A 22629-nucleotide genomic window follows, 5' to 3' on the forward strand; every position below is an offset into this window, starting at 1 on the left:
CATCCCGATCTTGGTGACAACAATCGACGCTATATGTCAACTAGAGGCGTCAGTTGCAGGCGACGCGGCGTGCAGACCGCCCTCGGCGTCGATCACCCAGGTCCAGCCGTGCTCGTAGAGGAACGCGCTGATGGCGTTGGGGTTGCCCTCGCCGAGCGGCCAGGTGCGGTGGGCGACGGCGTCGCCGGGACGGAGGCCGCGGACAACGGGGGCGGAGATCACGACAGACAGGGAAACCATCCTTCGGGCAGGCGCGGTCGTCCATGTTGACTTGGACTGCCCCGGTTTGCGTAGTCCTTTCACGGGGTTGCTGTCTGCCGCAGGCGAACATGCCGAAGAGCCAGCCGGAGGGTCGGCTGGGTGGTGGCGACGCAGGTCGTCTTGGCGTTACCGCGCGGTGCCGCCTTCCGCAGGAGCGGCACAGCCGCCGAGCCGAGCCGGACCGGGGGCGGCTCTCCGCCACGCCCCCGGCTCGGCCGGCGTCTCAGCGTGTCCTGCGGATGGCGTCGGTCGCCGCCTTGGCGATGGCGGCGGGGGCGTTGGAGGGCTTGGGCAGGTGGAGCAGGGTGGTCCCCGGCAGGTGGCGGGAGTTCTTGTCGAGGGTGAGCTGGAGGACGGCGCAGCCGGCGGCGCTGAGGCGCTGGATGCGGGTGACGGCGTCGGCGGTCTCGTCGGGGGTGTATTGCGCGTCGGTGACGATCACCAGGAGGCGGCCGGCCCCGGGGCGGCTGAGGTCGAGGCCGTGGTCGAGAGCGTCGAGGGCGTCGCCCAAGTTGTGGCTGCGGCCGTTGGCGCGGAACGTCGTCACCTGCGCCGGTGCGCGGTGGGTGGGCCGGGTCAGGGCGGTCAGGTGCGTGTCGTAGGCGACGGTGGCGGTGCGGGAGTCGGGGCCTGTCATGGCCGCTGCGCGGGCCACGATCCAGGCAGCGGACGAGACGGGCCCGCAGGCGGCGCTCATGGAGCCGGAGACGTCCACCGCGATCCCCACCCGCAACGGCGGGGTGGCGGTGGAGCTGCGGCGGGTGTGGGTGAACGGCTCCGCAGTGGGCACCGACCCGGACGCGCGCTGGGCGTCGCGGGCGAGGGCGGCCCTCATGTTGAGGCGGCCGGGTGGGGTGGGGCTGGTGCTCCGCTCCTCGGTCCGCTCGCGGTAGGCAGCTGCACGGAGCGCGCGGCTCAGCTGCTCGGCGGCGGTCTGCTCGGCGGCGGTCGGCTTGCGGGTGCCGGTGATCGGGCTGGTGCGAGAACTGGGTGTGCCGTCGGGGTTGACGGTGGCGCCGCGGGGGTTGAAGACCGACTTCGCCAAGGCGGCGGACTTGCGCTGGCTGCCGGCCCGCTGGGCGCGGTCCTGGGCTTGTGCCTCGGCGTGCGCGGCCAGGGCGTCGTCGGCGGCGAGTAGTGCCGCGAGGTCCGCACGGTCGTTGGCGGCCATGCTGTCCATGACGACCACCACGGCGCCGGACAGCAGATCGGTGAGGTCCTCCGGCGGGGCGGGCAGGGACGGTGCAGCAGCGTCCAGAGCCGAGCACCAGTCCCGGGCGTGCGCGAGCATGGTCGCGGCGTCGTGGTCGGCGCACCGATGGGCCGCAGTCCAGATACCGGTAAGGGTGGCCAGCAGGTCCGCGCCCAGGACCTGCTCGCACAGCTCGGCGACCGCCCGGGTCTCGCCCCCGTCCAGGATGCCGACGTCACGGCGACCGAGGATCAGGGCCGCCACGCCGGCGGCGTGCTCGATGCCCTGGAAACTCGGGTTGGCGATGTCGGGCATGACCAGCGTACGGGCGCTGGTGCGCAGGTACGTGCGGTCCATCGGACGCCTGGTCAGGTGGGCGCCTTCGACACGGCTCTCCTCCAGCAGCAGCGCGGCCTCCACGATCCGGGGGTGCGCGCCGGCCGGCTCCGTCCACACGGAGTGGGCGGCGTGGGCGGCCTCGTGGACGAAAACGCCCCAGGCGGCGGGATAGCGATCTTCGTCGCCGACGATCCGCGGATGGATTTCGTGGGCCTGAAGAGGGTCGAACAGCGTGGCGTCGAACTCGACCTCGGCCAGGCCGGGGAAGTACGCGGCCGGCGCCCCCGAGCGGGTGCCGGGGCGGCAGGTGACGAGCAGGTCCTGGCGGCCGGACAGGGCGACCAGCCGGTCGCCGAGTTCGGCTCCCACACGCAGCCACGCGGCCGGGGACGACCGGGGCTGTGCGGGCGGGGCGCCGTCGTCGTCCCAGCGCGCGAGGTCGGCGTCGTCGGCCGCGGTGACGGAGGACTGGACGTGGTGGTGGGCACTCATCGCCGGCGGCCCCGGGACGCGGAGCCGGTACTCCCCGGGGGCGTCTGGGCAGCCGGAGCGGGCGCGGCGGAGAGCTGCCGACCGAGCGTGAGGGGCGCGACGTCCTTGATGCCGGCGATCTTCTTGACGGCTGCGGCGACGATGTCGCGGTCCTCAAGGGGTGCGATGCCGATCAGGTTTCCGAGGGCGGCCTTGAAGCCGAGGACGGACTCAGTCTTCTGGAAAGCAATCAGTTCCCGTAGCTGCGGCGCCCAGCCGAGTTCGCCGAGTTCGACCTGCGAAGCGAGGTGTCGGGCGACCCGGACCACCCGGGCATCGATCCGCAGCGCCTCGGCCAGGTCGTAGTCCGTGCTGACCTGGATCTGCACGCTGAAACGGGACGCGAGCGCATCGGTCAGCACGGCACCGTGCACGTTGGGGTTGTGCCCGGCCAGCACGAAGAAGCCTTGCTTGGCCTGGATGGTCTCGCCCTGGTGTGCCTTGACCTGGATCTGGCGGCGCCCGTCCATCGCGGGATACAGCGCGGCCAACACTTTGGGTGAGATCAGCGTCGCGTCGTCGATCAGCAGGGCGCGGCCCTCCTGCATGGCGACGACCAGCGGCCCGTACTGCCAGACGTAGCCTCCGCCGTCGTCCAGCGTGTACTCGCCGACCAGGTCGCCGACTGTCGTGTCGCCGTCGCCGGCGACGGTGATCAGGTCGTCGAAAGCGGCCTCGACCAAGCTCGTCTTGCCGGTGCCCGGAGGGCCGTAGAGCAGCACCGGTATGTCGGCGTCGCGCAGGCGCGTCAGCGCCTCGACGTCGGGAAGGTCGGCCAGCTGCCGCGGGTGGTAGAGCTGTCCCCCCGGGCGGCGGATCGGGCCGGTCCACTTGGGTGCGGGTGCGGGTGCGGGTGCGGGTGCGGGTGCGGGTGCGGGCTTGGGCGCGGTCGTGCGGGCCGTGGCCGCGGCGGCGCGGGGGGAGTGGGTTCCCGGTGGACTGATCACCGGGGCTCGCCCGGCTGCGGCGGTCAGCGAGTTCGCGCGGAACTGCTTCCCGGCGCCGACCCGGTCGGCCTCGCCCCGTTTCACCAGGGTCTCGGCCGCTTGCACGACGGCGCCGCTGGAGTGGCCCAGTGCCTTGGCTATCTGATTGGTGGTGAGCGCGTCCGCCGGCCGGCCGGCCAGCAGGCGGGCGACCTTGGCCCGCAGCTCGCCGGGCGGGGTGCGTGGTGTAGTGGTGGGCGGTGCGGGTGTGGTCAAGCGGGGAACCTCCAAGGGGTTGACGTCGGCGGGTGCGGCCGGTGATCAGCGGACGAGCTTCTTCGGGGGCGTTGGGGTTGTGGTGGCGGCTGGGGAGCTGGGTGCAGTCGACGTCGGCGCGCTGCCGGACAGGGCGGCGGTCCGCCGCTCCGACGGGGTGGCCCGGCCTTCGGCGGTGACCGGGGTGACGATGGCGACCTTGCGGTCGGTCGCGTCGAGGTGGAGGCCGGTGGTGCTGCGCAGCAGGGGTTCGGGGGAGGCGAGGTCGCGGCAGAGGTCGGCGGCGAGGCGGGAGGGGGTGTTCGCGCTGATATCCGCCAGCCAGTACCCGCGGGCCCGGTAGCAGCTGATTCGGGCGGCGGGCTTGCCGCGCAGGTCGTGGAGGGCGGTCGGGACGTCGCAGTGGGCGTTGACGTAGCCGTCGGGTGAGCGGAAGCTGACGGCGCCGCGAGGCTCGACGGTGCTCTTCCACCCGGCCTCGGCCAGGGGCAGGAAGCCCAGGCCCAGGACGCCGGCCTGGAACGGGTCGCGGGAGTCCGGTCCGGCCTCGTCCAGGATGGCGAGCGCCTCGTCGACGACGCCGGCGATCAGTTCGGGCGGGACCAGGTCGCCGCTGGTGATGCGCCAGGCCACGCTCGCTCCCCGGTACTGGGCACCCCAGACCCGCCAGGCGGCGCTCTGCCGGGTCGGGTCGTCGGTGCCGTCGGGCCAGGCGAGCCCAAGCCTTCCGCACGGGCTGGTCATCGAGGCCGCGTCCACCGTCCAGCCCAGGGAGGCGAGATGCCCCTTGACCTGCTCGGCACCGCCCCGGCCGGGTCCGGCGTAGTGACGGGGGGTTACGGTGACCAGCTCCGGTTCGGAGTCGGGGCTGAGGGCCGGGTCGAGGGTGGTCGGCAGCGGGTGCTCCAGGTCGGTCGGGGGCGCCAGCTGGGGGCGCCAGCGCGGGAGGGTGGCGGAGGAGGCGGGTTCGATCGTGACGCGGGCCAGGTGGTGGGCGGGGATCTCGCTGCGGCGGCGCAGCGCTACGTCCGAGGCCAGCATCGTCGCAACCGTGCGCAGGAACGCCTCGGGAGCCCACGGCGAGGCGATGATGTCCCAAGCCAGGTCGGAGCTGGTGTTGCCCAGGCCGAAGGAAAGTGTGCGCTCCGGGTGGGCGGGCACCAGGAGGCTGGCAGCGCCGGGCGCGTGGATGAACGTGCGCCAGGGCCCCCGCTTGATCGTCCATCCGGCGTCGGAGAGGATCCGCTCGATGTCGTCGCCGGCCCTGCGGACGGCCAGGACGCTGGCCGGGTCGCTGTGGAGCCGTTCGGCGGCGTCCAGGACGAGGCCGTGGGTGAGCTCGTAGGGCGCCCTGGGGCTGAACCAGGAACACCAGAGCTCCGTGGCGTCCGAGTCTGCGCTGTCGTAGGCGGAGAGCTTCCAGTGGTTCCGGAGGACGGCGCGGCCGAGGGGGAAGTGGCCTCGCGCCAGTTCCATACGGCGGCAGGGGCTGACGAGCAGCGGTTCCTCGGTGGTGCTGTCCGGATCGTGCTCCCACCCGTACGCGGATACGAGATGGTCGCCCAGGTCGCCGGGTGGAGTCCCGGTGCCGGCGAGTTCCAATGGGCGGACGGCGACCAGATCGTCGTGGTCAGGGTCGGTGGGGCTCAGGGGGTCTCCAGGAGCGCGGGGGCACCAGCGATCACGGTGAGGCTGCTGGTGGGTTCGAAGACGGTCTGGGTGTCTCTGCCGGTCACCGACGCGGGCAGGGACAGCCGTCGGAGGGGCGGGGGCAGGAGGCTCACCGGGCCCGTGGCGGTTCGGTCGGTCCGCCCACGGAACTTGCCTGGGCCGGTTCGGCCGTGCCCCGGGCCCCCGGCTCGGTTGGGATGGCGCGGGCAGCCTCGGCGCGGGAGGTCTTGTCGCCGGTCTGTACGGGCCTGCCCGGCAGGGGCGTACCGTCGGCGCTCACCGGTCGGCCGAGGGCTTGGTCCAGGGGCACGGGGCGGCTGGCGACGAGCAGCTCGCCGACTGCCGCGCAGGCCCGTGCGTCCCGTCCGGGCCGGTCTCCGTCGCCGGGCAGGCGCAGTCAGGAGCCTCCTCGAAGCCGGCCTGGAGCAGGATCCGCCGGGCGGCAAGGTTGTAGCCGGTGGTGGTGATCTCGCCGGTGCCGGTGCGCCGGATCGGCACGAACGGCTGGGTGATGCGTTCTGCCGGCACCTCGTGGACGGGCGAGGGCCCATTGACGTCGGCGATGGGGTCGAGAGGATGCGAGGTCAGGATCTCTCCGTGCGGTTCGGGGTCGGAAGGGCTTGGGCGGCTGGCACCAGCCGGGGTGCGGGACTCGGCGGCGCCGGGCCTCACCGCTGCAGGGGGCTTGGGGGGCGGGGAGCGGAGCCCGGGTGGTTCGCCGGCACCGCGGTGCCCGCTGCGGCGCGACCGGGCAGCGATCGGGTGACGGCTGCGGCCCGGCGGCCGGTGGCTGTGAGGGACTGCGCGGTGACGGGGGTGACGACGGCGACTTCCCTGTCGGTGGCGTTCAGTCGTAGGTGGTCGGTGTTGCGGACCAGAGGCGAGGGGTCGGCGACATCGCGGCACAGGGCGGCGGCGAGGCGGGAGGGGGTGTTCGCGCTGATCTCGATCTCCCAGAAGCCGAGGGCCCGCCCGCAGGAGATGCGGGCTGCCGGCCGCCCGCGAAGTTCGTACAGGGCGTCCGGGGGTCCGCAGCGGGCGCTGAGGAATCCGTCGGGCGACTCGAAGGTGGCGGCGCCCTTGGGGGTGACCTCGCTGGTCCAGCCTGCGGCTGCCAGTGGGAGGAACCCCAGCGCCAGGACGCCCGACTCGAACGGTGTCCGGCCGGCCTTGTCGGCTTCTTCCAGCATCACGGTCGCCTCGCCGATCAGACCTTCGACGATCTCCTGGGGGACCAGACGCCAGCCGGTGACCCGCCAGGCGACTCCCGCGCCGCGGTGCTGGGAGCCCCAGACCCGCCACGGCTCGTACGTCCTCTCGCGTCCCCAGCCGCGCGGCCTGTCCGACTCGGTGGGCCAGGCGAGGCCCAGCCGGCCGCACGCGCTGGTGAGGACGCCGTCCCCGCGGACCCAGCCCTCGGCCTCAAGGCGGTGCCGAAGCCGCTCGACGGCATCGACGCTGGGACCGGCGTAGTGACGAGGGGTGACTGCGACCAACGCCCCCGGCGCGCTGGGCTGTTCAGAAGCCGCCCTTTCCGGGCCAGCCGGCGCGAGTGCCTCCTCGGTGCCGAGGCCGGGCGGCGGACCAGTCCAGCGCGGCGGGACGGCCGAGTGCGCCGGGGCGGTCGAGACCCGTTCGGCGTGGTGGGCGGGGATCTCACTGCGGTGGCGCACCGCCGAGTCCTCGACCAGGGCCGTCGCCGCGCTGCGCAGGAGCACCTCCGGCGTCCGGGGCGACATGGAGATCGACCAGGCCAGCTCGGAACTCGTGTTGAGCATGCTGAACGACAGGTCCCGCTCGGGGAGTTCGAAGGTGTGGGCGGCGCCGGTGTTGCCGGTGGGGGTGGTCATCCGGGCACCGGGGAGGGGGTGCTCCCTCTCCAGCCAGCCGGCCGCGGCGAGCAGGTCTGCCGCGTCGTCCGCCGCGCCGCGCCGGGTCAGGACGCTGCCGGGGTCGGTGCCAAGGCGCCGGGCGGTCTCCAGGACGAAGCCGTAGGTGAGTTCGTGCGGTGTCTGGGGGCTGAAGGACGCCCACCACAGCCACTCGGAGTCCGGTGCCTCGCGGGCCGTGAGCATCCAGTTGTCGCCGAGCAGGAGGTTGCCGGACAGGAAGGTTCCGTGCTGCAGGCGCAGCCTGCGGCAGGGGCTCTCCAGCTGAGGGTTCTCGCCGTCGGCGGCGATGTACCACTGGTACTCGGAGGTGAGGTGGTGCAGGAGGTCGAACGGCGCGGTGCCGGGGCCGGCGAGTTCCAGCGGGCTGACGGTGACCACGTCGTCGGGATCGGGGGCGGTGGTGCTCAGGGGGTCTCCAGGAGCGCGGGGGCGAGGTCAGGACGGGCGGCGCCGCGGGGCCGGCGCGGATGCGGCACTGACGGTTCGCGGCCGACTGTCGGACTGCGGCGTGGCGGGCGCTGGCCGGGCACCTGCGCTCCGGGCGCGGGCGGCGCCGGAGCGCCCGGTGTGGGGCAGTTGTTCGGTGAGGGGCTGGGTGGTCAGCAGGTTCCGGTGTCGGGCCGGCAGCTGGTCTGCCCGGCGGACGGCCGGGTCGAGGAGGGCAAGGGCGGCGGCGGTCAGCAGCGGCTCGGGGGCTGTCGCGGTGAACCGGACGGTCCAGGTGCCGGTGTCTGCGGCGCCGGTCAGCATCACCTCGCTGCCGGGGGCCTCCAGGGGGAAGGTGAGGGCGGCGCGTCGGTCCGGGGCGGCGACCAGCTCGTAGCCGTCCCGTTGGTGTCCGGACCAGCCGGCCGCGAGCAGTGCCGTGCGGGCGTGGTGGCCGGCGAGGCGGCCGGTGCCGGTGAAGAGGTCCGGGGCGTAGCGGACGCTGGTGGCGGCCTCGTCGAGCAGGGCCCGGGTGATCTCGGCCGGGACCTGGTGGCAGAAGCCGACCGACCAGCCGATCCCGGTCAGGGACAGCGGAGCCGGGCCCGATCCGTTGGAGAGCGCGATGCCGGTGGTGCCGCTCACGAGGACCACGTGGGTGGGCGAGTTGTAGGGGCGGAACCAGCCGTGCTCGGCGGTGAGGAGGGACGGCAGGTCGGTGTCGCCCGGCCCGGCGAGGTGGACGGGTCGGACAGAGAGGAGCGGGTCGGTGGGTGCGAGGGAAGCAGTGGGCACAAATCTCGTTCGGTCAGGGGGCCGGGACTCGGCCTCGGCCCGAAATCGGGGTGGCCGGGCGCAGGGGCCCGGCGGAGTAGACGACCACCGGCGAGGAACCTGTCGGCAGGCTCGTGCGGGCGGTGGCCGCGCGGACCCGGCGGTGCCCGTCGTCGGAAGGCCCTCCGGGCAGACCCCGCGTTCCTCGGCCAGCAGCAGCGCGTAGTCGAGACGGGGCAGGAGCCGGCGGCGGACCGTCTCGGCCGCCCGGGCCGGTGACCCGCTGACGGAGACGCCGAACGGCGTCAGATCCTCCACCGTCCCGGGGTCCGTGCCGTGCGGGACCAGGGGCGCGATCAGGTAGTGGCCCTGGCGGAGCGGGCGCGGGAGAACGACCAGCTCCCGGCCCTGGCCGTCACGCAGCATCCCGAGACGGTCATTGACGAACTCCAGCAGGGCCCACTGGGTGATCCCGAGGTCCCAGAGCTGCTCGTACACCTCGGTCAGCGCCGCCGACCCGTCGACGTCCGCGAGCAGCGGCTCCCAGGTGCCGGGAAGCCGGCGGGACACCGCTTCGGTGAACGCCCGCAGGGCGGTGTGGTCGTCCCTCACCGCAGCCGGCCCCGGTTCGCGACGGCGGTGCGCAGCGGTCCGGCCGGATCGGGCGAGGGGCCGAGGGGAGCCGGGGCGGTGCCCGAGCGGGCGGCGCCGGAGCGGCTGGTGCCCGCGGCGACGACCTGCAGGTACGGCAGGTGCATCTCGGGCAGCGACCGGCGGGTCCGCAGCACCGGGGCCGGGTCGAGGGCGGTCAGAGCCGCAGCCGTCACCAGGTACGTCGGAACGCCGCTGGTGAAGTCCGCGGACCAGGCGCAGAACCGGCGGTCGAAACCCGCGGTGAGCGTCCAGGCGGGAGGGGCCAGGCCCTCCAGCTCCTCGTAGCGGCCGAATTCGGCCTCGTTGTGCTGGAGCCTGACCTGCGGGTCCGGCGCGCTGAACGTGGTCCACGCGCTGACGATGCGGCTCGTCCAGCCGTACTGCTCCAACTTGAACGGTGAGGCGTACCCGGCATCGGCGCCGGACAGCCAGTCGCCGCCGGCCGCGGTCTTGGCGACGAGTCGGGTCACCTCGCCGAGGACCTCGGCCGGCGTCCTGGCACTGAAGGTTGCCTTCCACGCGGGCATGCCGAGCGGGTCGGTCAGCGCGGTGATCTGCCAGGCGTCCCGGGTCCGCTCGGGACGGTGCGCGACGCGCACGCTCTGGCAGTCGCTCTCCCATAGCCGGCCGCCACGGATGGCCACGGACCTCCAGCCCGCCTCGCTGGTCAGAGCCGCCACCGCCTGCTCGACGCGGCCGGGCCCAGCCAGGTACAGCGGGCTGACGGCTACCGGGGTTTCCAGGCCGGCCCTGTCAGCGAGGAGTTCGGCCGCGGTCGGCAGTGCTGCGTGGGCCTCGGCTTCGCGCTGGTCGACCTCGGCCTGCTCGGCGAGGGCGCGGGCGACCACCCGTTGCGGCAACTCGGCGCTGTCGCGGACGAGCGGTCCGCTGTCCGCGACAGCTCCGTTCACGGCGGCGATCAGGTGCAGCGGCGTGCACGAGCTGAAGGCAGCGCTCCAGCCCACGTCCGGGTCGCCCGGGGCGATGCGCCAGTTGAAGCCGCGCCGTATGTCGGTGGCCAGCTCGTCGGCCGGGTTGATGAGCGGGTCGACCTCGTACTCGACCTCGCCGTCGCCCGAGGTGGTCAGCCAGTGGCCGTTGGTGCCGGTTGTCGGCCAACCTGCCTCGGAGAGAGCCTCGTTGGCGTCGGCGAGCGTTCCCTCCAGCGACACGAAGGTGCCCGTGGTGTCGTCGACCTCGTCGTAGTGCAGGGAGTCGGCCAGCTGACCGAGGAAGGCCCGGACGATCTCCGGAGGGGTGGCCTGGCTGAATCCGCCGCGCCAGGCCGGGTCGGCGAACGGGTCCAGGGCCGCGATGACCTGCCACGCCTGCTCCTCGTCGGGGCGGTAGCCGACGCGGACGCGGTGGCAGGGGCTGGTGGCGACCACCTCGGTGAGGTAGCGGCCGAGGGCCACAACCCGCCAGCCGCGCAGCGGCTCGAAGGCGGCGTCTACGGCCTCCCGGTCGCCGGGGCCGGCGAGGTAGCGGGGGCGGACGAGGGTCTCGACGTCGGGATCGTGGTGCGGCAGATGAGCGTCGGGCAAGGGCGGCAACTCCAGGGTGGGTGGTGGTGTAGCGGGCGCCGGTGTCAGCGGCCGGGGCGGCGGCGGGTGCTGGGATCGGTCGCCGGCGTCGGCGTCGGCGAGGCGGCGGGTGAGGGCCGGAGCGATGCCACTCGAAGCCGGGCCGCCTGGGCGCGGGTGGCTGCCGGGAGGGGCGCGGAGGTGTCCCGGGTCCACTCGTACGCGGCGTCGAGGCTGTCGAACTGCCCGTGGCGGACCGTATAGGCGGGGCTCTTCTCGTCGGGCACCCGCCAGAAGAAGACCTCCGCCGCCGGGTCGGAGGTCTGCTGGGTGTCGGTGGCGATCACCCAGGTCTCGTACGGCGGTTGGTGGCGGCTGTAGCTGTCGTGGATCTCGAGCCGCTCGCCGCTGCTGCGCAAGGCGTCCTCCAGCTGCTCGGTCTCGGCATCGAGGGGATCGCTCCACCCCTGCGGCTCCAAGACCCTGGCCGGGTCCGCGCCGCGGCCCACCAGCCAGTTCTGCGCCAGCGGGATCAGCGCGTGCGACGTCATGGTGGCCCGGACTGTGCGGGTGTCCGGGTCGCGGTCGAAGTGGGCGGCGACGATCTGCGGGGCGCCGGGCCGCTCGTTGTACTCGGCGTACGAGTCGAGGAGAAGGAAGTAGTCGTGCAACCGCGCCCCTGGGCGGCGGAGGGTGTCCGACGCCCACTGCTTCGCGATCATCCACAGCGAACTCTCGAAGTCGAACAGCTGGTTGAGGGTCCGGACGCTCTCGGCGTCGGCCGCGTTGTACTCGTCGAGGTCGAGTTCGTCGCGGGCGTCGTGGAAGGAGGCGATGTACAACAGGTGGTCTTTCTGATCAGTGCCGAGAGCAGGTGCCCGATGGTGATCCGCAGGACGGCCACGGCGCGGGAGGTGAGTGACCGTATGGCTGCCGGGAGCGACTAGCAGGGGCTCAGGTCCGGTGGTGAGCACCGATCACGTCGGGCAAGTGGAGCCTCAAGGTGCGGGTGCTCATGCCGGACCGCCCCCGGGATCAGCCGGCGTTGGTTTGCCGGGTGTACGTCGCGGCGGCGGCCCGCACCAGGTCCCGCTGCTGCTCGATCGGCAGGAAGTCGATGGTGGCGATCTTTTGCGTGATCGCGGGATCGAAGATGCCGCTGCTGGTGTCGGACAGGCCGGCGGCGGTGAGGATGCGGCCGATCACCTCGGCCTCGATCAGCGGCTCGCAGCTGTCGCTCACCTCGCAGTAGATCCGGACGTGGGTGGTGACGCCGACCAGGGCTTCGGACAGCGGTCCGCGGTGGCCCAGCAGCAGGCCCACCGCGGCGAGTACGTCTTCGGCGGCACAGCGCAGCAGGTCGGTGTCCTCGGGGTGGGACAGCCAGCGCACCCCCCTCATCTCGTACAGCTCCTGGGCCAGTTCGGGGTCGTCGGAGCGCTCGGCCTCGGCGGCCAGGCACGCGGCGATGCTCGCCTCGGTGCCGTCCAGGACGCCGACGACATGGTCGAGCCGGGTGCGCAGTTCGCTCTCGTAGACGGGCAGCAGCGAGCCGGCAAGTTCGGCGGCGGCGCTGGCCGGGTCGGCAGGAACGACGGCGGAGCTGAGCGGGGAGATGCTGTTGTACACGGGCACGTCGAAGGCGATGAGGGGGCAGATCAGGAAGGACCGGCCCGCTTCGGCGGCGGGCAGCACCAGGAGTCGGCGTCCGTCGGGGCCGTCGAGCACGGCCGTCTCCGCCATGGTGTCGCGGTCCAGCCCCAGCTCCTGGGCACCGCGGCGGTCCCACACGCGGTAGTAGAAGTGGTGGCGAAGGTCGGCGTCGTCGCGCAGGTCCAGCGCGGTGGCCTCCCACCGGTCCGGGAGCCGCTCGGCCAGGGCGTGCGCGAAGTCCGCCAGGGGGCTGGGCGGATTCTGGGGACTGGTCATGATCGGATTCCTTCGGCGGACTTCTTCGTGGACAGGTGGTGCAGGACGCGGGGCAGGGTCATCGCGGAGTCGAGGCGCCCGGCGGCGAAGTGGACGCTCTTCCCGCTGGCGCCGACATCGCCGGGGCGGGCCAGGCTGTAGCCGGCGGCAGCGTCGTCCTCGCCGCGCCGGAGGCGGACGATGACCCCGCGCTCGGCCAGCGCACCGAAGTAGCTGTCGAGGTCGGTCGCCTCGGACAGCGCCAGGTGCATCTGCCGCTGGAGCCACACGCGGGAGGGCTCGCTCCAGCCGTGCCGCTCCGCCTTGATGATCTCGGCGCTGGTGGGGTAGCTGGTGGTGACGCGAGGTCCGGCGCCGACGGGCCGCAGCGCCCACTCGGCCTCGATCGCCCGGCACTCGGCCTGGGCGCGCATCGCGTCGCGGTGCGTCAGGGGCCGGGAGCCGTCCGGCCGGACCGTGACAGCGGCCAGATGGATGTGGTGGACGGCGTGCCGAACGGCCACCCACCGGCACGCCGGGCCGTTCTCGGGCGCGATCCCGGTGGCCCGCACGATGCGCCGGGCGACCTCGGCCCACTGGGCGTCGTCCAGGAACGGATCCTCGGGAGCGGCCCGGACCGCGCAGTGCCACACCCGGTTCGGCGGCATCTGCCCCAACTCGGCAGCGCGCAGCTGGGCGTGCTGGTCGAGCCGTGCGGCCAGGCGGCTGATGGTCGCGCCCGGGGAGCGGCCCGGGTCCGGGGCTCCGTGCAGGTCCCACGCGGCGACGAGGTGCGGATCGTCGTGCTCCTCGCGCCGGCCGGGGCCGTAGAGGTAGGCCAGCAGCGGCCGGATGCCGTTGCCCCGGGAGACGTCGGGGATCACGACGCCTCCAGCACGGCGTCCAGGACGGTGTACGTCCGCTCGGCGACGGCCGGCAGTACCGCCAGCGCGGCCTCCCGTCCTGGTCCGTCCGCCGACTCGCGGACGGTGGCGACGGCGGCGTTCAGCTCGCCCGCCAGGCGGTCGAGGGCTTCGACGAGCGGGCGCCGCGGGTCGCGGTCGGGTCGGTGGAGCGGGGCGCCGCACTGCGCGGCGGCCAGGGCGGCGGTGCCGATGAACCCGGCGGTCGTGAGGCGCTCGGCGGCGGCGCGCTCGCCGATGGCGGCGATGGCGGCCGGGGTGAACCGCACCGTGGCCTGCACGCTGCGGCGCTCGGTCGTGCGCGGCCGGCGCTGCGGACCGGTGGCGGCGGGCGGCTGGGTGCTGTTGGTCGAGGAGATGCGCGGTCCTTCCGGGGACGAGAGGGGTCAGCGGTGCTGCGGTCGGGCGGGGTGGCCCTCGGCCGTAGCGGGTGCCGGTGCGGAGGCCGGGGCCGAGAGGGTGACCGCGACCGAGCTCTGGGCCACGGCGCCGGCGGCGCGGGCGCTGGGTGCCGCGGTCAGCGGCGGCAGCGGATTGTCCGGTTCTCCCACCCGCTCGACCCATGTCTGCGCGGCGTCGACCGTGGCGAAGCCGCCCTGGCGCAGGGTGTAGCAGCCGGCCTCCAGGTCGACCTCCTCAAGGAGCACGCGGACGGGCAGCCGGCCGGGCTCGGGAGCGGTGTCCCGGGCGATGATCCAGGTCTTGTAGAAGGCTGGCTGGTCGTACGTGTAGTCGTCGACGACCTCGAAGCGGGCCCCGGAGCGGGCCAGGAACTCCTCCAGCTCCCGGGTTTCCGCGTCGCCCTCCAGCTGGCCTTCGACGGCGGGGACGATGAGGGCCGGGTCCGCGCCGCGGTCGGCGAGCCAGTTCTGGGCGAGCGCGGCGATGGCGTGGCGGCTGGAGTCGAAGCGGTAGCTGCCCGCGCCGAGGTCGCGCTGGACGTGGACGGCGGCGTACTGAGCGGATCCGGGGATGTCCCAGGTCATGGTGCCGTCGTGGACGAGGAAGTAGCTGTCCGTCAGCAGCTCGGTGTGCGGGTTCACGTGGTGCTGGACGGCCAGCAGGGTGAGCATGTCGAGGTCGTGCGAGAGCCGCTCGTGCGCGGACTCGTCCTGGGCGGTGACGGGGTCGAGTGCGTCGACGTCGAAGCCGGCCGTGCCGAGAGTGGTGGTGATGGGGCAGTCCTTGTGATCAACGCCGCAGGCCGGTACGGGGCGGCGCGGCGGGCGGGGCAGTTGGAGCGAGCCGGGTGGGTTCTTCGCCTGCCGCCCGTGCCGGGCCGGCGAGCGCACCGGCCCGGCGGTGCGGTTCGGAGCGGGCCGGGGGCACAGCGGGGGCCAGATGCTGCGCGTACCAGTCGGCGAGGGCGTCGTGGACCTCGGCGAGCTGGCTGCCGGCCGCAGTGACCTGCAGGGCGCCGTCCGGCAGGCGCTCCAGCAGCTCCAGCTGTACGAGGACGGAGAGCTCGTCGGGCAGTTGGGCGCGGGCCGCGGCCGTCATCGGACGGGCGAGGTCCTCCTCGTTGGCCGTCCCGGCGCGCAGCCGGTCCAGGACCGGCGCGGTGAGCGGCTGGGCGCCGATGCGCAGGACCTCTTCGACGGCGACCGCGATGTCCTCCTCGGCGACGAGCCGGGGTCGGTGCTTCGCGGCCCAGCCGGCGGCGGCGAGGAACACCGGCCACAGCTCCCGCGCCGCCGCAGTGGCCTCCAATCCGGCGGGGCTGGTGCGGAGCAGGCCGTGGCGCTCCAGATCGCGGTGATGTTCCGCGACCTCGGCGGGGTGCAGACCGTCGGCTGGATCGCCCACCGTGGTCCGCAGGGCTTCTTGTTCCTCGGCGGATCGTTCGGTGAGCCGGACGGACAGGAGAACGCGGACGGCGCCGGGCGGGGCGAGCGCGTCCAGGGCGCGGGCGACGCGCGCCTGGTGGGTGACGGTGGCGGACACGGAGCAGGGGTCCTTACGGGCGGTGCGGGCGGTGGGAGGCGGCGGGCGGTGCGGCTGCTGCAGGCGTAGGCCCAGCCTCGGCAGCGGTGCTGGGCGTGGTCCGGGTCCGGGCAGCCGCCGACCGCGGGGCAACGGCCTGGTCCGTCACGTCCTTGACGGCGTACTCGTACCGGTTGGCCAGGTCCTGCAGGTCGCGGCTGGCGAGAGCGAAGCGGGCTCCGAGGGTCTCCAGTTCGACACCGGTGAAGCGCAGGACGCCGTTGGTCTGGACGTCGGAGTGGCTTCCCTTGGCGACCTGCACGAGCGTCTCGCCCGCCCGGGAGGCCGTCGCGCGCAACTCCCGGTCGAGCGTGTCCACCTCGTACGACCGGAGCTCCAGCAGCACGGCCAGAGCGTGCGCCGGCGAACCCTCGGGTTGCCTCACGTGCAGGTCCATGGCGTCCTCGACGCCGAACCGGTCCCGGAGGAGCTGCAGGCCGGCGAACACCTGCCGCTGCCGCCGCGGCGACGCAGGCTCAGGGCTGGAGGCCGGGCCCGCCAGGATGAGGCGGATTCGTTGCACGTTGCCGAGCCACTGCTCGCCTCGCTCCCGGACGTGCCAGCGGCCCACCTCGGCGTCAGCGTGGGCGAGGACGCGGTCGAGGGCGGCGACCGCCTTCGGCCGCAGGTCCGTGGGCAGAGGCGGGACCGGCTCGCGCGGACCGCTGTTGAGGTCGACGCCCTCTCCGCCCGGGCACTGCGAGGCGATGACGGCCGCGGCGGCGACGACCTCCTGCGCCATGTCGGTGTCGAGCGGGCCCTTTGGCATGGAGATCGCGACGTCGAACAGGCGGTGGAGCCACGGCGGCACTTCGCTGTCGAAGAGGCTGTCGAAGCGTTCGGCGGTGCCGACGGCGGCGTCGTTGTGGAACGGGCCGGTGTCCCAGCTTCCGATGAGGGGTCTCCTTGGCATGGTCGAAGTCCGGGCCCGACGGGCCCGCTGGGGTGGGGTCGGCGGTCAGCGCCGGGACCGGACCGCCGGCGGTGACACGGCGACGGAGACAGCTGTGGGAGCCTCCGGCGCTGCGGGCAGAGCGACTGGCCGGGCACGGGCGGCGGCCGAGCGGGCGGCGGGCAGCTTCGCGGTGAGGGCCTCGTACCTGCTCTGCCCCTCGGGGGTGAGGGTCAGGTCGTGGCCCCGGAACAGGTCCTTGCGGGCGTAGTGGTTCACCAGGCCCTTGCCGATCAGGGCATCGACGGTGGCGGCCTTGATGTCCGCGTCGGGGGTGACGATCATGACAGCCCCGGCGCGCATGCCGTTGTGGACGGTGACGGTGGTCGAGCCGATCAGCCGCAGCGCCTCCTCCTGCCGCGCCGGAAGCCGGCTGACCGCTGCTGCCGTCTTCGCTGTTGGCGCGAGAGCCGGGGGCGGAGGTGGGACGAAGGCGGGCAGTTCCTTGTAGACGCCGATCAGCGCGGTGAGCGAGCGGTGCAGTTCGGTGCGGCGCGTGACCAGGAGGTCGATGTCGAGAGCGCCGTTGCGCAGGATGCCGTTGGTGACGGGCATGGTGGTGTCGTGGCCGGCCTCGATGCGCTGGAGGTCGTCCCGCAGGGAGGCGGCGAGAGCGACCAGCCGGGTCTGTACGTCGTCGAGCTTGACGGCGGTGGAGGCGATCTGGTCGGCGACCGCTCCGTGAAGGGTCGCTGTGCCGTGCCCGGGCAGGTCGCGGGGCCGCTCGACCTGAAGCTCGGACCACACGAGCCGGTTGCCCAGGTCGGTGTTGCCGGGCACCCGGGGCCTCCAGTTGGCGATCGGGCGTCCGCCGTCCGCGCTCACGCAGCGGCCAGCTGGCGGGAGGTGATGATGGCGATGCCGGTGGCGACGGCGTCCTGGATCGTGTCCACCAGCGGGACGCCGGCAGTGGCCAGCCGCGTCGCGCCGTGTAGTCCTGCGGTGTGCAGCACCGGGACGGCCCCGACGGCGCGGGCGGCGACGGCGTCGTCGACGCTGTCGCCGATCACCAGCGTCCGAGCCGGGTCGACCCCCGGCCCGAGAGCCCGGAGGTGCTCGATCATGGCGGGCGCCTTGCTCGCCACCGCTGCCCCGGGGCGGCCGTCGACCCGCTCCAGCAGGCCGGTGATCCCCGCCGTGGCGACTTCGCCGACGAGCCGCTCGTGCGGGGCCAGCGACAGCAGGCTCTGCCGCACGCCCCGGGCTCGCAGGCCCATCATCAGCTGCCGGGCGCCCTGCTGGAGCCGGACCGGCCGGCGGGCGAGTTCGGCGAGGAAGGCGTCATCGGCGGCGTGCCACTCCTCGTCGCCCAGCCGGCGGCCGAGCACGTCGGCGTAGAAACTGCGGATCGGCATCCGGTGCAGCGCCTGGTAGGTCTCCACGCTGATCGGCTCACCGCCCAGGGCGGGCAGGGTCGCGTTCAGGGCGGCGACGTGATCGTCCAGGTCGGCTCGAAGTGTCCCGTTCCAGTCCCAGACGACGGTGATCGGCGCGGGCTTGGCCTTGGTGGTGCGGTTGGGCAAGAAGTCCAGCTCCAAGAAGAAATGGGGAAGGTCAGGGAAGGGAGAGCCGGCGGCGTCCCGCAACGAGTGCGGCAGCGGCCAGCGCGGCGCCGAGCAGGGGGACAGCAGCCGTGGCGGTGTGGCCGTACGCGGCGAACTGGCCGGCGGCAGCGGTGCCCGCGGCCTGGCCGAGACCGATCACCGCGATCAGCCAGGCGGCGGCCTCGGTGGCGGTGCCGCGGGGAGCCAGGGCGTCGCAGGCAACGAAGGCGCAGGCCAGCCACGGGGCGAGGAACATCCCCGGCAGTACACTCGCCGTGATCATCAGCCACGGCGGGGCGGGCAGCAGCAGGACGGCGAAGGCGGCGGCGTACGCGCCGCCGACCACGGGCAGGGCCCGGCCGGGTGGCCACGGCCGCTTGAGCTTGGCCCACGCCGTGCCGCCGAGGAGGCTGCCGAGCGACAGCGCGGCCGGCAGCACGCCGGCGAGCCACCCTTCGTGGTGCCGTTCGGCGTAGGACAGGGACAGGACGGTGAAGGCGCCGAGCGTCACCCCGAAGAACACCGAGGCGGCGAGCAGCACGAGCAGTCCGGTGGAGTGCAGCGGCCCGAGCCAGTGGACCGCGCGTGCCGTGGAGCGGACTCGGGCCGGACCTCGTGCGGCGACGGCCAGGGTGCCCGCGCTGCCGGCCACCGCGCACGCGACGAGCGCCCAGCCGGGCGAGGCGAGCAGGCACACCGCGGTGGCCAGCAGCGGCCCGGCGACGAACACGACCTCCTGGGCGGCGGCGTCGAGGGCGAAGACCTGGTGGTGGCGGCTCGGGTCGATCAGCCGACTCCACATTGCCCTGAGTCCGGCCTCAAGTGGGGGCGTTGCCAGACCCGCCACGACCGACAGCACGCCTGCCGTCAGTGGCTGCGCGGCGCAGTCCACGACGGCCAGCGCGGTGAACGCGCCACCCGAGACCGCCGCGGCGGGCAGGGCGACGGCGGCCAGGGTGGAGCGGTCGACCACCCGACCCAGCAGCGGCTGGCCGATCGCCCCGGCCAGGGCGTACAGCGCGGCCAGGACGGCACCGACCGCGGTGGAGGCGTGATCGGACCGGGCGGCCAGAAGCACGGCTATCGGGGCCATCGCCGCCGGAAGACGGCCCACCAGGGTGCCCGCCAGCAGCGGAGCGACGTGCGGGGTCCGCAGGATGGACCGCCCACCCGCCCGTTCGGTGCCTGCCGGAAGCGAGGGCCGGAGGCTTTCGGCATCCGCAGCTGCGGCGGTGGCCGGCGCGGGGGTGCTGCTCGTAGGGACGGAGGACGGGGAAGGCGTGATCATGGACCTCGGGTGGGATCGGCAGGCGAGAGGGCGGGGCTCGTCAGCGGCGGTGCGCCGAGGCGGCGACGAGCAGCGGGGCGGACGGCTGCGGAGCCGGGGCGTCGGAGAAGGAGATGTGAAGGGTGATGCTGCGCAGGTCGGCCGCCGCCGCCCGGGCGCTCACCGGCCGCTCGGCGCTCTGCGGCGAGGAGAACAGGTAGCCCTGCGCCGGGCTCTGTACGACGACGGCGGCGAGGCCGGCGGCGGCCAGCGCGGTGCCGGGCCGTGCCGGGGCGGCCGGGGCGTGGGTGCCGGAGGCCCAGGCCGACAGGTCGCCGTACACCCGGCCGATCGCCAGTCCCGCCTCGGTGGCACTCCACCGGTAGGTGCGCCGGGTGCCGCTGCGGACCACGAGGCCGCGCTCCTCCAGCGCAAGCAGCCGCTGGTAGGCCGCCGCCTTGTCCCGGGCGTTCAGCGAGGTGACCAGCTGCGGGTAGGCCAGCGGCTTGCTCCCCGCCAGCTCGCTCAGCAGGGGGACCGTGTGGGAGCTGGCCAGCAGGCCCAGCGTCTCCTCGATCATCTCGGGCACCTGCTCGGACTCCACATCCGGGCGGCGGTAGCGCTGGGCCCAGGCCAAGGCGGAGGCGTGCACGGGCGCCAGCGCCTGCCCGGCCGGGGACAGCGCGAGATCGAACCGTGAGGGACTGGTCGGGGTCCGCGTGATGACGCCGGCCCCGGCGAGCGTGCGGACGACCGAGTACACGCTGCCCCCAGGGATGATCGGATCCGCCGCCAGGAGATCGCCGCTGTTCGCCGTGCCCTGCCGCAGTGCGTGGACGATCCGGGTGGCCCATCGGATGGAGAGCACCTCGGCGGCCCGCTGGACGGCGCTGGTGGAGGACTGCGACGTGGCGGGCGTGGTGGCGATGGCGGTGGCGGTGGCGGTCGACACTGGTTGATCTCCGATTCAGGCGTGCGGTTGGGCAGTTGGTGACGTCAGCGCCGGCGGGCAGCCGGGGAGAGCACGACGGCCGGCGACACCCCGGCCGGTGCGGGGGCCGAGGCGGCGGACTGGGCCGGGGAGGGCCGGGTGGAGGAGGCGAGGGCGGCCTGGAAGCGGGCTGGCATCCCGCGCCGTACCTCCTGGCTGGCGGCCTGCCGCAGGCGGCGGGCCGCGGTCTCGTAGACCGCGACCCCCCGGCGCTCGCCGACGGCGACCAGGTGGATGCCCTGCAGATGACGCGGGTTGTGGGGTACGCGGTGCTCGACGTAGACGAGCCGGTAGTCCAGCGCGTCGTCGAGATACAGCTTCCTGGCGCCCCGCAGGTCCCGTTCGCCCTGCTCTTCGAGGAGGGGGCCGCGGACCTCGGCCCGTACCAGCCGGCCGAGGTAGCCCAGGGCGAGCATCCGTACGTGCTGCGGCACGGACAGCAGGTCGTCCAGGGCCTCGGGGTGGGCGCTGAAACCCGCCAGCGGCCGGGTGGTGGGTGTGGTCACCGCACGGCCCTGCGCGCAGTGGTCGCCGCCGCTGCGGTGAGCGCGGGCGCGGGTTCCGCAGCGGCCGTGCGGCGCTGGGCGGTGCGGGTGCGCGCGGCGTTGGCCTGTGGGCTGACCACGACGGCCACGTCCCCGTCGGCGACCGGAGGCAGGGGCGTGCGCCGGTTCTCCAGCCACTGCTGGGCCTCCTGCGGCGAGGTGAAACTACCCTCGCGCAGCGTGTACCCCCGGTCCGGGTCGACGGTCTCCAGGTGCAGCAGGAAGGGCCGCTCGGCTCCGGCCGCGCTGCCGTCGCGCAGCATCGCCCAACTCTCGCCGGGCTCGACGCCGTGGTCGACGAGCCGGTAGCGGGAGCCGGACTCCAGCAGGCGGGCGGCGGCGGTGGCACTGCGGGCGTCGGCCGGGGCGCCGGGGTGGCCGGACCGGACGAGGAAGGCGTCGCTCTCCGCGCCGCGCTGGACGAGCCAGGCCGCGGCCAGGACGAAGGTGGGCAGGGCCGCGGTGGCGAGGGCGAACGTCTCGCCGTCCTCGCCGTAGTGCAGGTGCGCGGCGACCGCGGAGTAGCCGGCGACGTCCTCGAAGAGGAGGAAGTCGTCCGAGGTGCCGTCGTGGTCGTGGTTCACCTCGGTCAGCAGCTCGTACGCATCCTCCGCGGCGAGGAACTGCACCTGGGCCTCGGCGGAGGCGGCGTCCGCGGGACGCCATCCGGGCAGGTTGAAGTCGGGCAAGGGTCTCGGCTCTTTCGGTCAGGTGAGGGGGCGGTCGGCAGGGGTGGTGTCGGTGAGCGCGGGGTGCGGCAGCAGACGGTGGCTGATGTGGCCACCGCTGCTGGTGCAGGCGGCGAACGGGCCGTCTGCCGAGCGCAGCTTCATCAGCGCGGGTTCCAGGTGGTCGCGCTGCCAGGAGCTGGGCCCGGCGGCACCCGACTCGGGGTCGAGGGCGGCCTGCCACGCCAGCCAGAGGGCGTGAAGTCGCGCGACCGCTTCCGGGTGCTCCTTCCACCGGGGGCACCAGGGCTTGCCGGCGGTGGTCTCGGGCCCGTAGATCTTGGTCCAGATCTCGTCTACCCATGGCGTCATCAGCTCCAGTTCCTGGTCGTACTGCGGGTCGTCGAAGGCGAGGATGAACAGCGGCTCGCCGCCGCCGGGGGCGTCCGGATCGTCGCCGTCCTCCGGGTCGAGGGCAGTGGTCATGCTGGCCAGCTGCTCGGCCTGCAGGTCGAATCCCGCCGCGAGAGCGGACAGCTTCGCGGTCAGCACGTCGATCTGGGTGTTGGTGTAGCCGTCCGGCGCGGACGTCGGGTCGGGCTCGGGGGTGGTCAAAGGGGCGGGTGCCTCTCGTCGGCGGGTGATGACACGAGGATGTGCGCTCGACGGCCCGACGTATCGGGCCGGAGTTGGTGTATAAGCACCGCCTCCTCACTGCCGCCCGCAGCAGCGGGCGGCAGTGAGGAGGTCGGCCGCCCCGAGCAATTCCATTGCCCTGCCGGCCTGTTGGGGGACGACGCCGTTGCCCAGGGCGGTCAGCTGGGCGGAGCGGGACAGCCCCGGAACGGCCGTGACGTGGCCCTCGCCCACGCCCATGATCCACTCGACGAAGGAGGGGGCGAGCCGTCCCCGCTCGTCGGTCGGCTCCGGCGCGGGCCGAGTGACTCGTTCCCAGCGGGCGATGGCCGGCCCGTACGGGCCCCACCGGTTCAGTCCGAGCTGTCCTGCTCCCAGATCGGCAGCACCACCGCCGACAGCGGCGGCCGGAACCCCGCCCCCGCCCGGCGCCCCGGCGTCCCGGTGTCCGAGGCCCGCGGTGTCGGCAGCAGCTGCGCCGCCGCTGACGGCAACGTCAAGTCCCCCTTGGAGCCGCGGGAGTTCGGTCCGCCGTGTGTCCCGTCGCTCGCCTTCGGGGTCGGGAAGAGTAGGTGCTCCACCTCGTCGCTCAGATTCGGGCCGTGCCCGCCCTGGCGCCGCTTGTCCGGGTGCTGGCTCCCGCCGATCGAGCCCAAGTTGCTGGTCGGGGTCTTCAGCAGATTGATCGCATGCCCCAAGTCCTCCCTCTTCGCATCCGGCCCCTTCGCATCGCGGGCCTTCGGCGTC

The 22629-nt window shown here is 73.9% G+C and carries 24 protein-coding genes; all 24 read right to left on the reverse strand.

Annotated features, from left to right (window positions below):
* Window positions 1-36 precede the first annotated feature (36 nt).
* The 24 genes from ACFXHB_RS10180 to ACFXHB_RS10295 all read right to left on the reverse strand — a co-directional run bounded on the left by ACFXHB_RS10180 (window position 37) and on the right by ACFXHB_RS10295 (window position 22580).
* A complete protein-coding gene (locus tag ACFXHB_RS10180; protein WP_380573457.1) occupies window positions 37-222 on the reverse strand; it encodes a hypothetical protein in 186 nt (61 codons plus the stop codon).
* A gap of 262 nt (window positions 223-484) precedes the next feature.
* Window positions 485-2284, reverse strand: a complete 1800-nt coding sequence (locus ACFXHB_RS10185; RefSeq protein ID WP_380573458.1) for a hypothetical protein — start codon at window positions 2282-2284, stop codon at window positions 485-487.
* Window positions 2281-3474 (reverse strand): AAA family ATPase, encoded by a 1194-nt coding sequence (locus tag ACFXHB_RS10190; RefSeq protein WP_380573561.1) that lies wholly within the window; start codon window positions 3472-3474, stop codon window positions 2281-2283. Before ACFXHB_RS10190 ends, ACFXHB_RS10185 begins: the two co-directional genes overlap by 4 nt.
* A 96-nt stretch (window positions 3475-3570) precedes the next feature.
* Window positions 3571-5127 carry a DUF317 domain-containing protein gene (locus ACFXHB_RS10195; RefSeq protein ID WP_380573459.1) on the reverse strand — a complete coding sequence of 519 codons (1557 nt, stop codon included), beginning with the start codon at window positions 5125-5127 and terminating at the stop codon, window positions 3571-3573.
* Between the two features lie 345 nt (window positions 5128-5472).
* Window positions 5473-5694: a hypothetical protein gene (locus ACFXHB_RS10200; protein WP_380573562.1), complete on the reverse strand. Its 222-nt coding sequence runs from the start codon at window positions 5692-5694 to the stop codon at window positions 5473-5475.
* A gap of 170 nt (window positions 5695-5864) precedes the next feature.
* Window positions 5865-7466, reverse strand: a complete 1602-nt coding sequence (locus ACFXHB_RS10205; RefSeq protein ID WP_380573460.1) for a DUF317 domain-containing protein — start codon at window positions 7464-7466, stop codon at window positions 5865-5867.
* Window positions 7467-7523: 57 nt separating this feature from the next.
* Window positions 7524-8900, reverse strand: coding sequence for a hypothetical protein (locus ACFXHB_RS10210; RefSeq protein ID WP_380573461.1), 1377 nt, complete (start codon window positions 8898-8900; stop codon window positions 7524-7526).
* Entirely contained in the window at window positions 8897-10486 is a 1590-nt protein-coding gene (locus tag ACFXHB_RS10215) for a DUF317 domain-containing protein (protein ID WP_380573462.1), read from the reverse strand. The genes ACFXHB_RS10210 and ACFXHB_RS10215 overlap by 4 nt, the downstream gene beginning before the upstream one ends.
* A gap of 44 nt (window positions 10487-10530) precedes the next feature.
* The gene (locus ACFXHB_RS10220; RefSeq protein ID WP_380573463.1) at window positions 10531-11307 is read right to left on the reverse strand and encodes a hypothetical protein; all 777 of its coding nucleotides are present in this window, start codon (window positions 11305-11307) and stop codon (window positions 10531-10533) included.
* Between the two features lie 193 nt (window positions 11308-11500).
* On the reverse strand, window positions 11501-12394 hold the full coding sequence (locus ACFXHB_RS10225) for a hypothetical protein (RefSeq protein ID WP_380573464.1): 894 nt from the start codon (window positions 12392-12394) through the stop codon (window positions 11501-11503).
* Window positions 12391-13257 (reverse strand): hypothetical protein, encoded by an 867-nt coding sequence (locus ACFXHB_RS10230; RefSeq protein ID WP_380573465.1) that lies wholly within the window; start codon window positions 13255-13257, stop codon window positions 12391-12393. The genes ACFXHB_RS10225 and ACFXHB_RS10230 overlap by 4 nt, the downstream gene beginning before the upstream one ends.
* Window positions 13254-13577 (reverse strand): hypothetical protein, encoded by a 324-nt coding sequence (locus ACFXHB_RS10235; RefSeq protein ID WP_380573466.1) that lies wholly within the window; start codon window positions 13575-13577, stop codon window positions 13254-13256. The genes ACFXHB_RS10230 and ACFXHB_RS10235 overlap by 4 nt, the downstream gene beginning before the upstream one ends.
* 105 nt (window positions 13578-13682) lie before the next feature.
* Window positions 13683-14588: a hypothetical protein gene (locus ACFXHB_RS10240; protein ID WP_380573468.1), complete on the reverse strand. Its 906-nt coding sequence runs from the start codon at window positions 14586-14588 to the stop codon at window positions 13683-13685.
* On the reverse strand, window positions 14488-15240 hold the full coding sequence (locus tag ACFXHB_RS10245; protein ID WP_380573469.1) for a hypothetical protein: 753 nt from the start codon (window positions 15238-15240) through the stop codon (window positions 14488-14490). The genes ACFXHB_RS10240 and ACFXHB_RS10245 overlap by 101 nt, the downstream gene beginning before the upstream one ends.
* Before the next feature lie 13 nt (window positions 15241-15253).
* Window positions 15254-16192 carry a DUF4259 domain-containing protein gene (locus tag ACFXHB_RS10250; RefSeq protein WP_380573470.1) on the reverse strand — a complete coding sequence of 313 codons (939 nt, stop codon included), beginning with the start codon at window positions 16190-16192 and terminating at the stop codon, window positions 15254-15256.
* Window positions 16193-16237: 45 nt separating this feature from the next.
* The gene (locus ACFXHB_RS10255) at window positions 16238-17011 is read right to left on the reverse strand and encodes a hypothetical protein (protein ID WP_380573471.1); all 774 of its coding nucleotides are present in this window, start codon (window positions 17009-17011) and stop codon (window positions 16238-16240) included.
* A gap of 41 nt (window positions 17012-17052) precedes the next feature.
* Window positions 17053-17769 (reverse strand): HAD family hydrolase, encoded by a 717-nt coding sequence (locus ACFXHB_RS10260; protein ID WP_380573472.1) that lies wholly within the window; start codon window positions 17767-17769, stop codon window positions 17053-17055.
* A gap of 16 nt (window positions 17770-17785) precedes the next feature.
* Entirely contained in the window at window positions 17786-19063 is a 1278-nt protein-coding gene (locus tag ACFXHB_RS10265; protein WP_380573473.1) for an MFS transporter, read from the reverse strand.
* A 40-nt stretch (window positions 19064-19103) separates the two neighbouring features.
* Complete coding sequence (locus tag ACFXHB_RS10270; protein WP_380573474.1) at window positions 19104-19994, reverse strand: winged helix-turn-helix transcriptional regulator; 891 nt, start codon at window positions 19992-19994, stop codon at window positions 19104-19106.
* Window positions 19995-20038: 44 nt separating this feature from the next.
* Window positions 20039-20539 carry a hypothetical protein gene (locus ACFXHB_RS10275; RefSeq protein ID WP_380573475.1) on the reverse strand — a complete coding sequence of 167 codons (501 nt, stop codon included), beginning with the start codon at window positions 20537-20539 and terminating at the stop codon, window positions 20039-20041.
* Complete coding sequence (locus tag ACFXHB_RS10280; protein WP_380573476.1) at window positions 20536-21267, reverse strand: hypothetical protein; 732 nt, start codon at window positions 21265-21267, stop codon at window positions 20536-20538. Before ACFXHB_RS10280 ends, ACFXHB_RS10275 begins: the two co-directional genes overlap by 4 nt.
* A gap of 18 nt (window positions 21268-21285) precedes the next feature.
* The gene (locus ACFXHB_RS10285; RefSeq protein ID WP_380573477.1) at window positions 21286-21861 is read right to left on the reverse strand and encodes a DUF4913 domain-containing protein; all 576 of its coding nucleotides are present in this window, start codon (window positions 21859-21861) and stop codon (window positions 21286-21288) included.
* A gap of 96 nt (window positions 21862-21957) precedes the next feature.
* The gene (locus ACFXHB_RS10290; RefSeq protein ID WP_380573478.1) at window positions 21958-22116 is read right to left on the reverse strand and encodes a hypothetical protein; all 159 of its coding nucleotides are present in this window, start codon (window positions 22114-22116) and stop codon (window positions 21958-21960) included.
* Window positions 22117-22235: 119 nt separating this feature from the next.
* Window positions 22236-22580: a hypothetical protein gene (locus ACFXHB_RS10295; RefSeq protein ID WP_380573479.1), complete on the reverse strand. Its 345-nt coding sequence runs from the start codon at window positions 22578-22580 to the stop codon at window positions 22236-22238.
* Window positions 22581-22629 lie beyond the last annotated feature (49 nt).

The sequence above is a fragment of the Kitasatospora sp. NPDC059327 genome (assembly GCF_042752535.1).
GTDB lineage: Bacteria > Actinomycetota > Actinomycetes > Streptomycetales > Streptomycetaceae > Kitasatospora.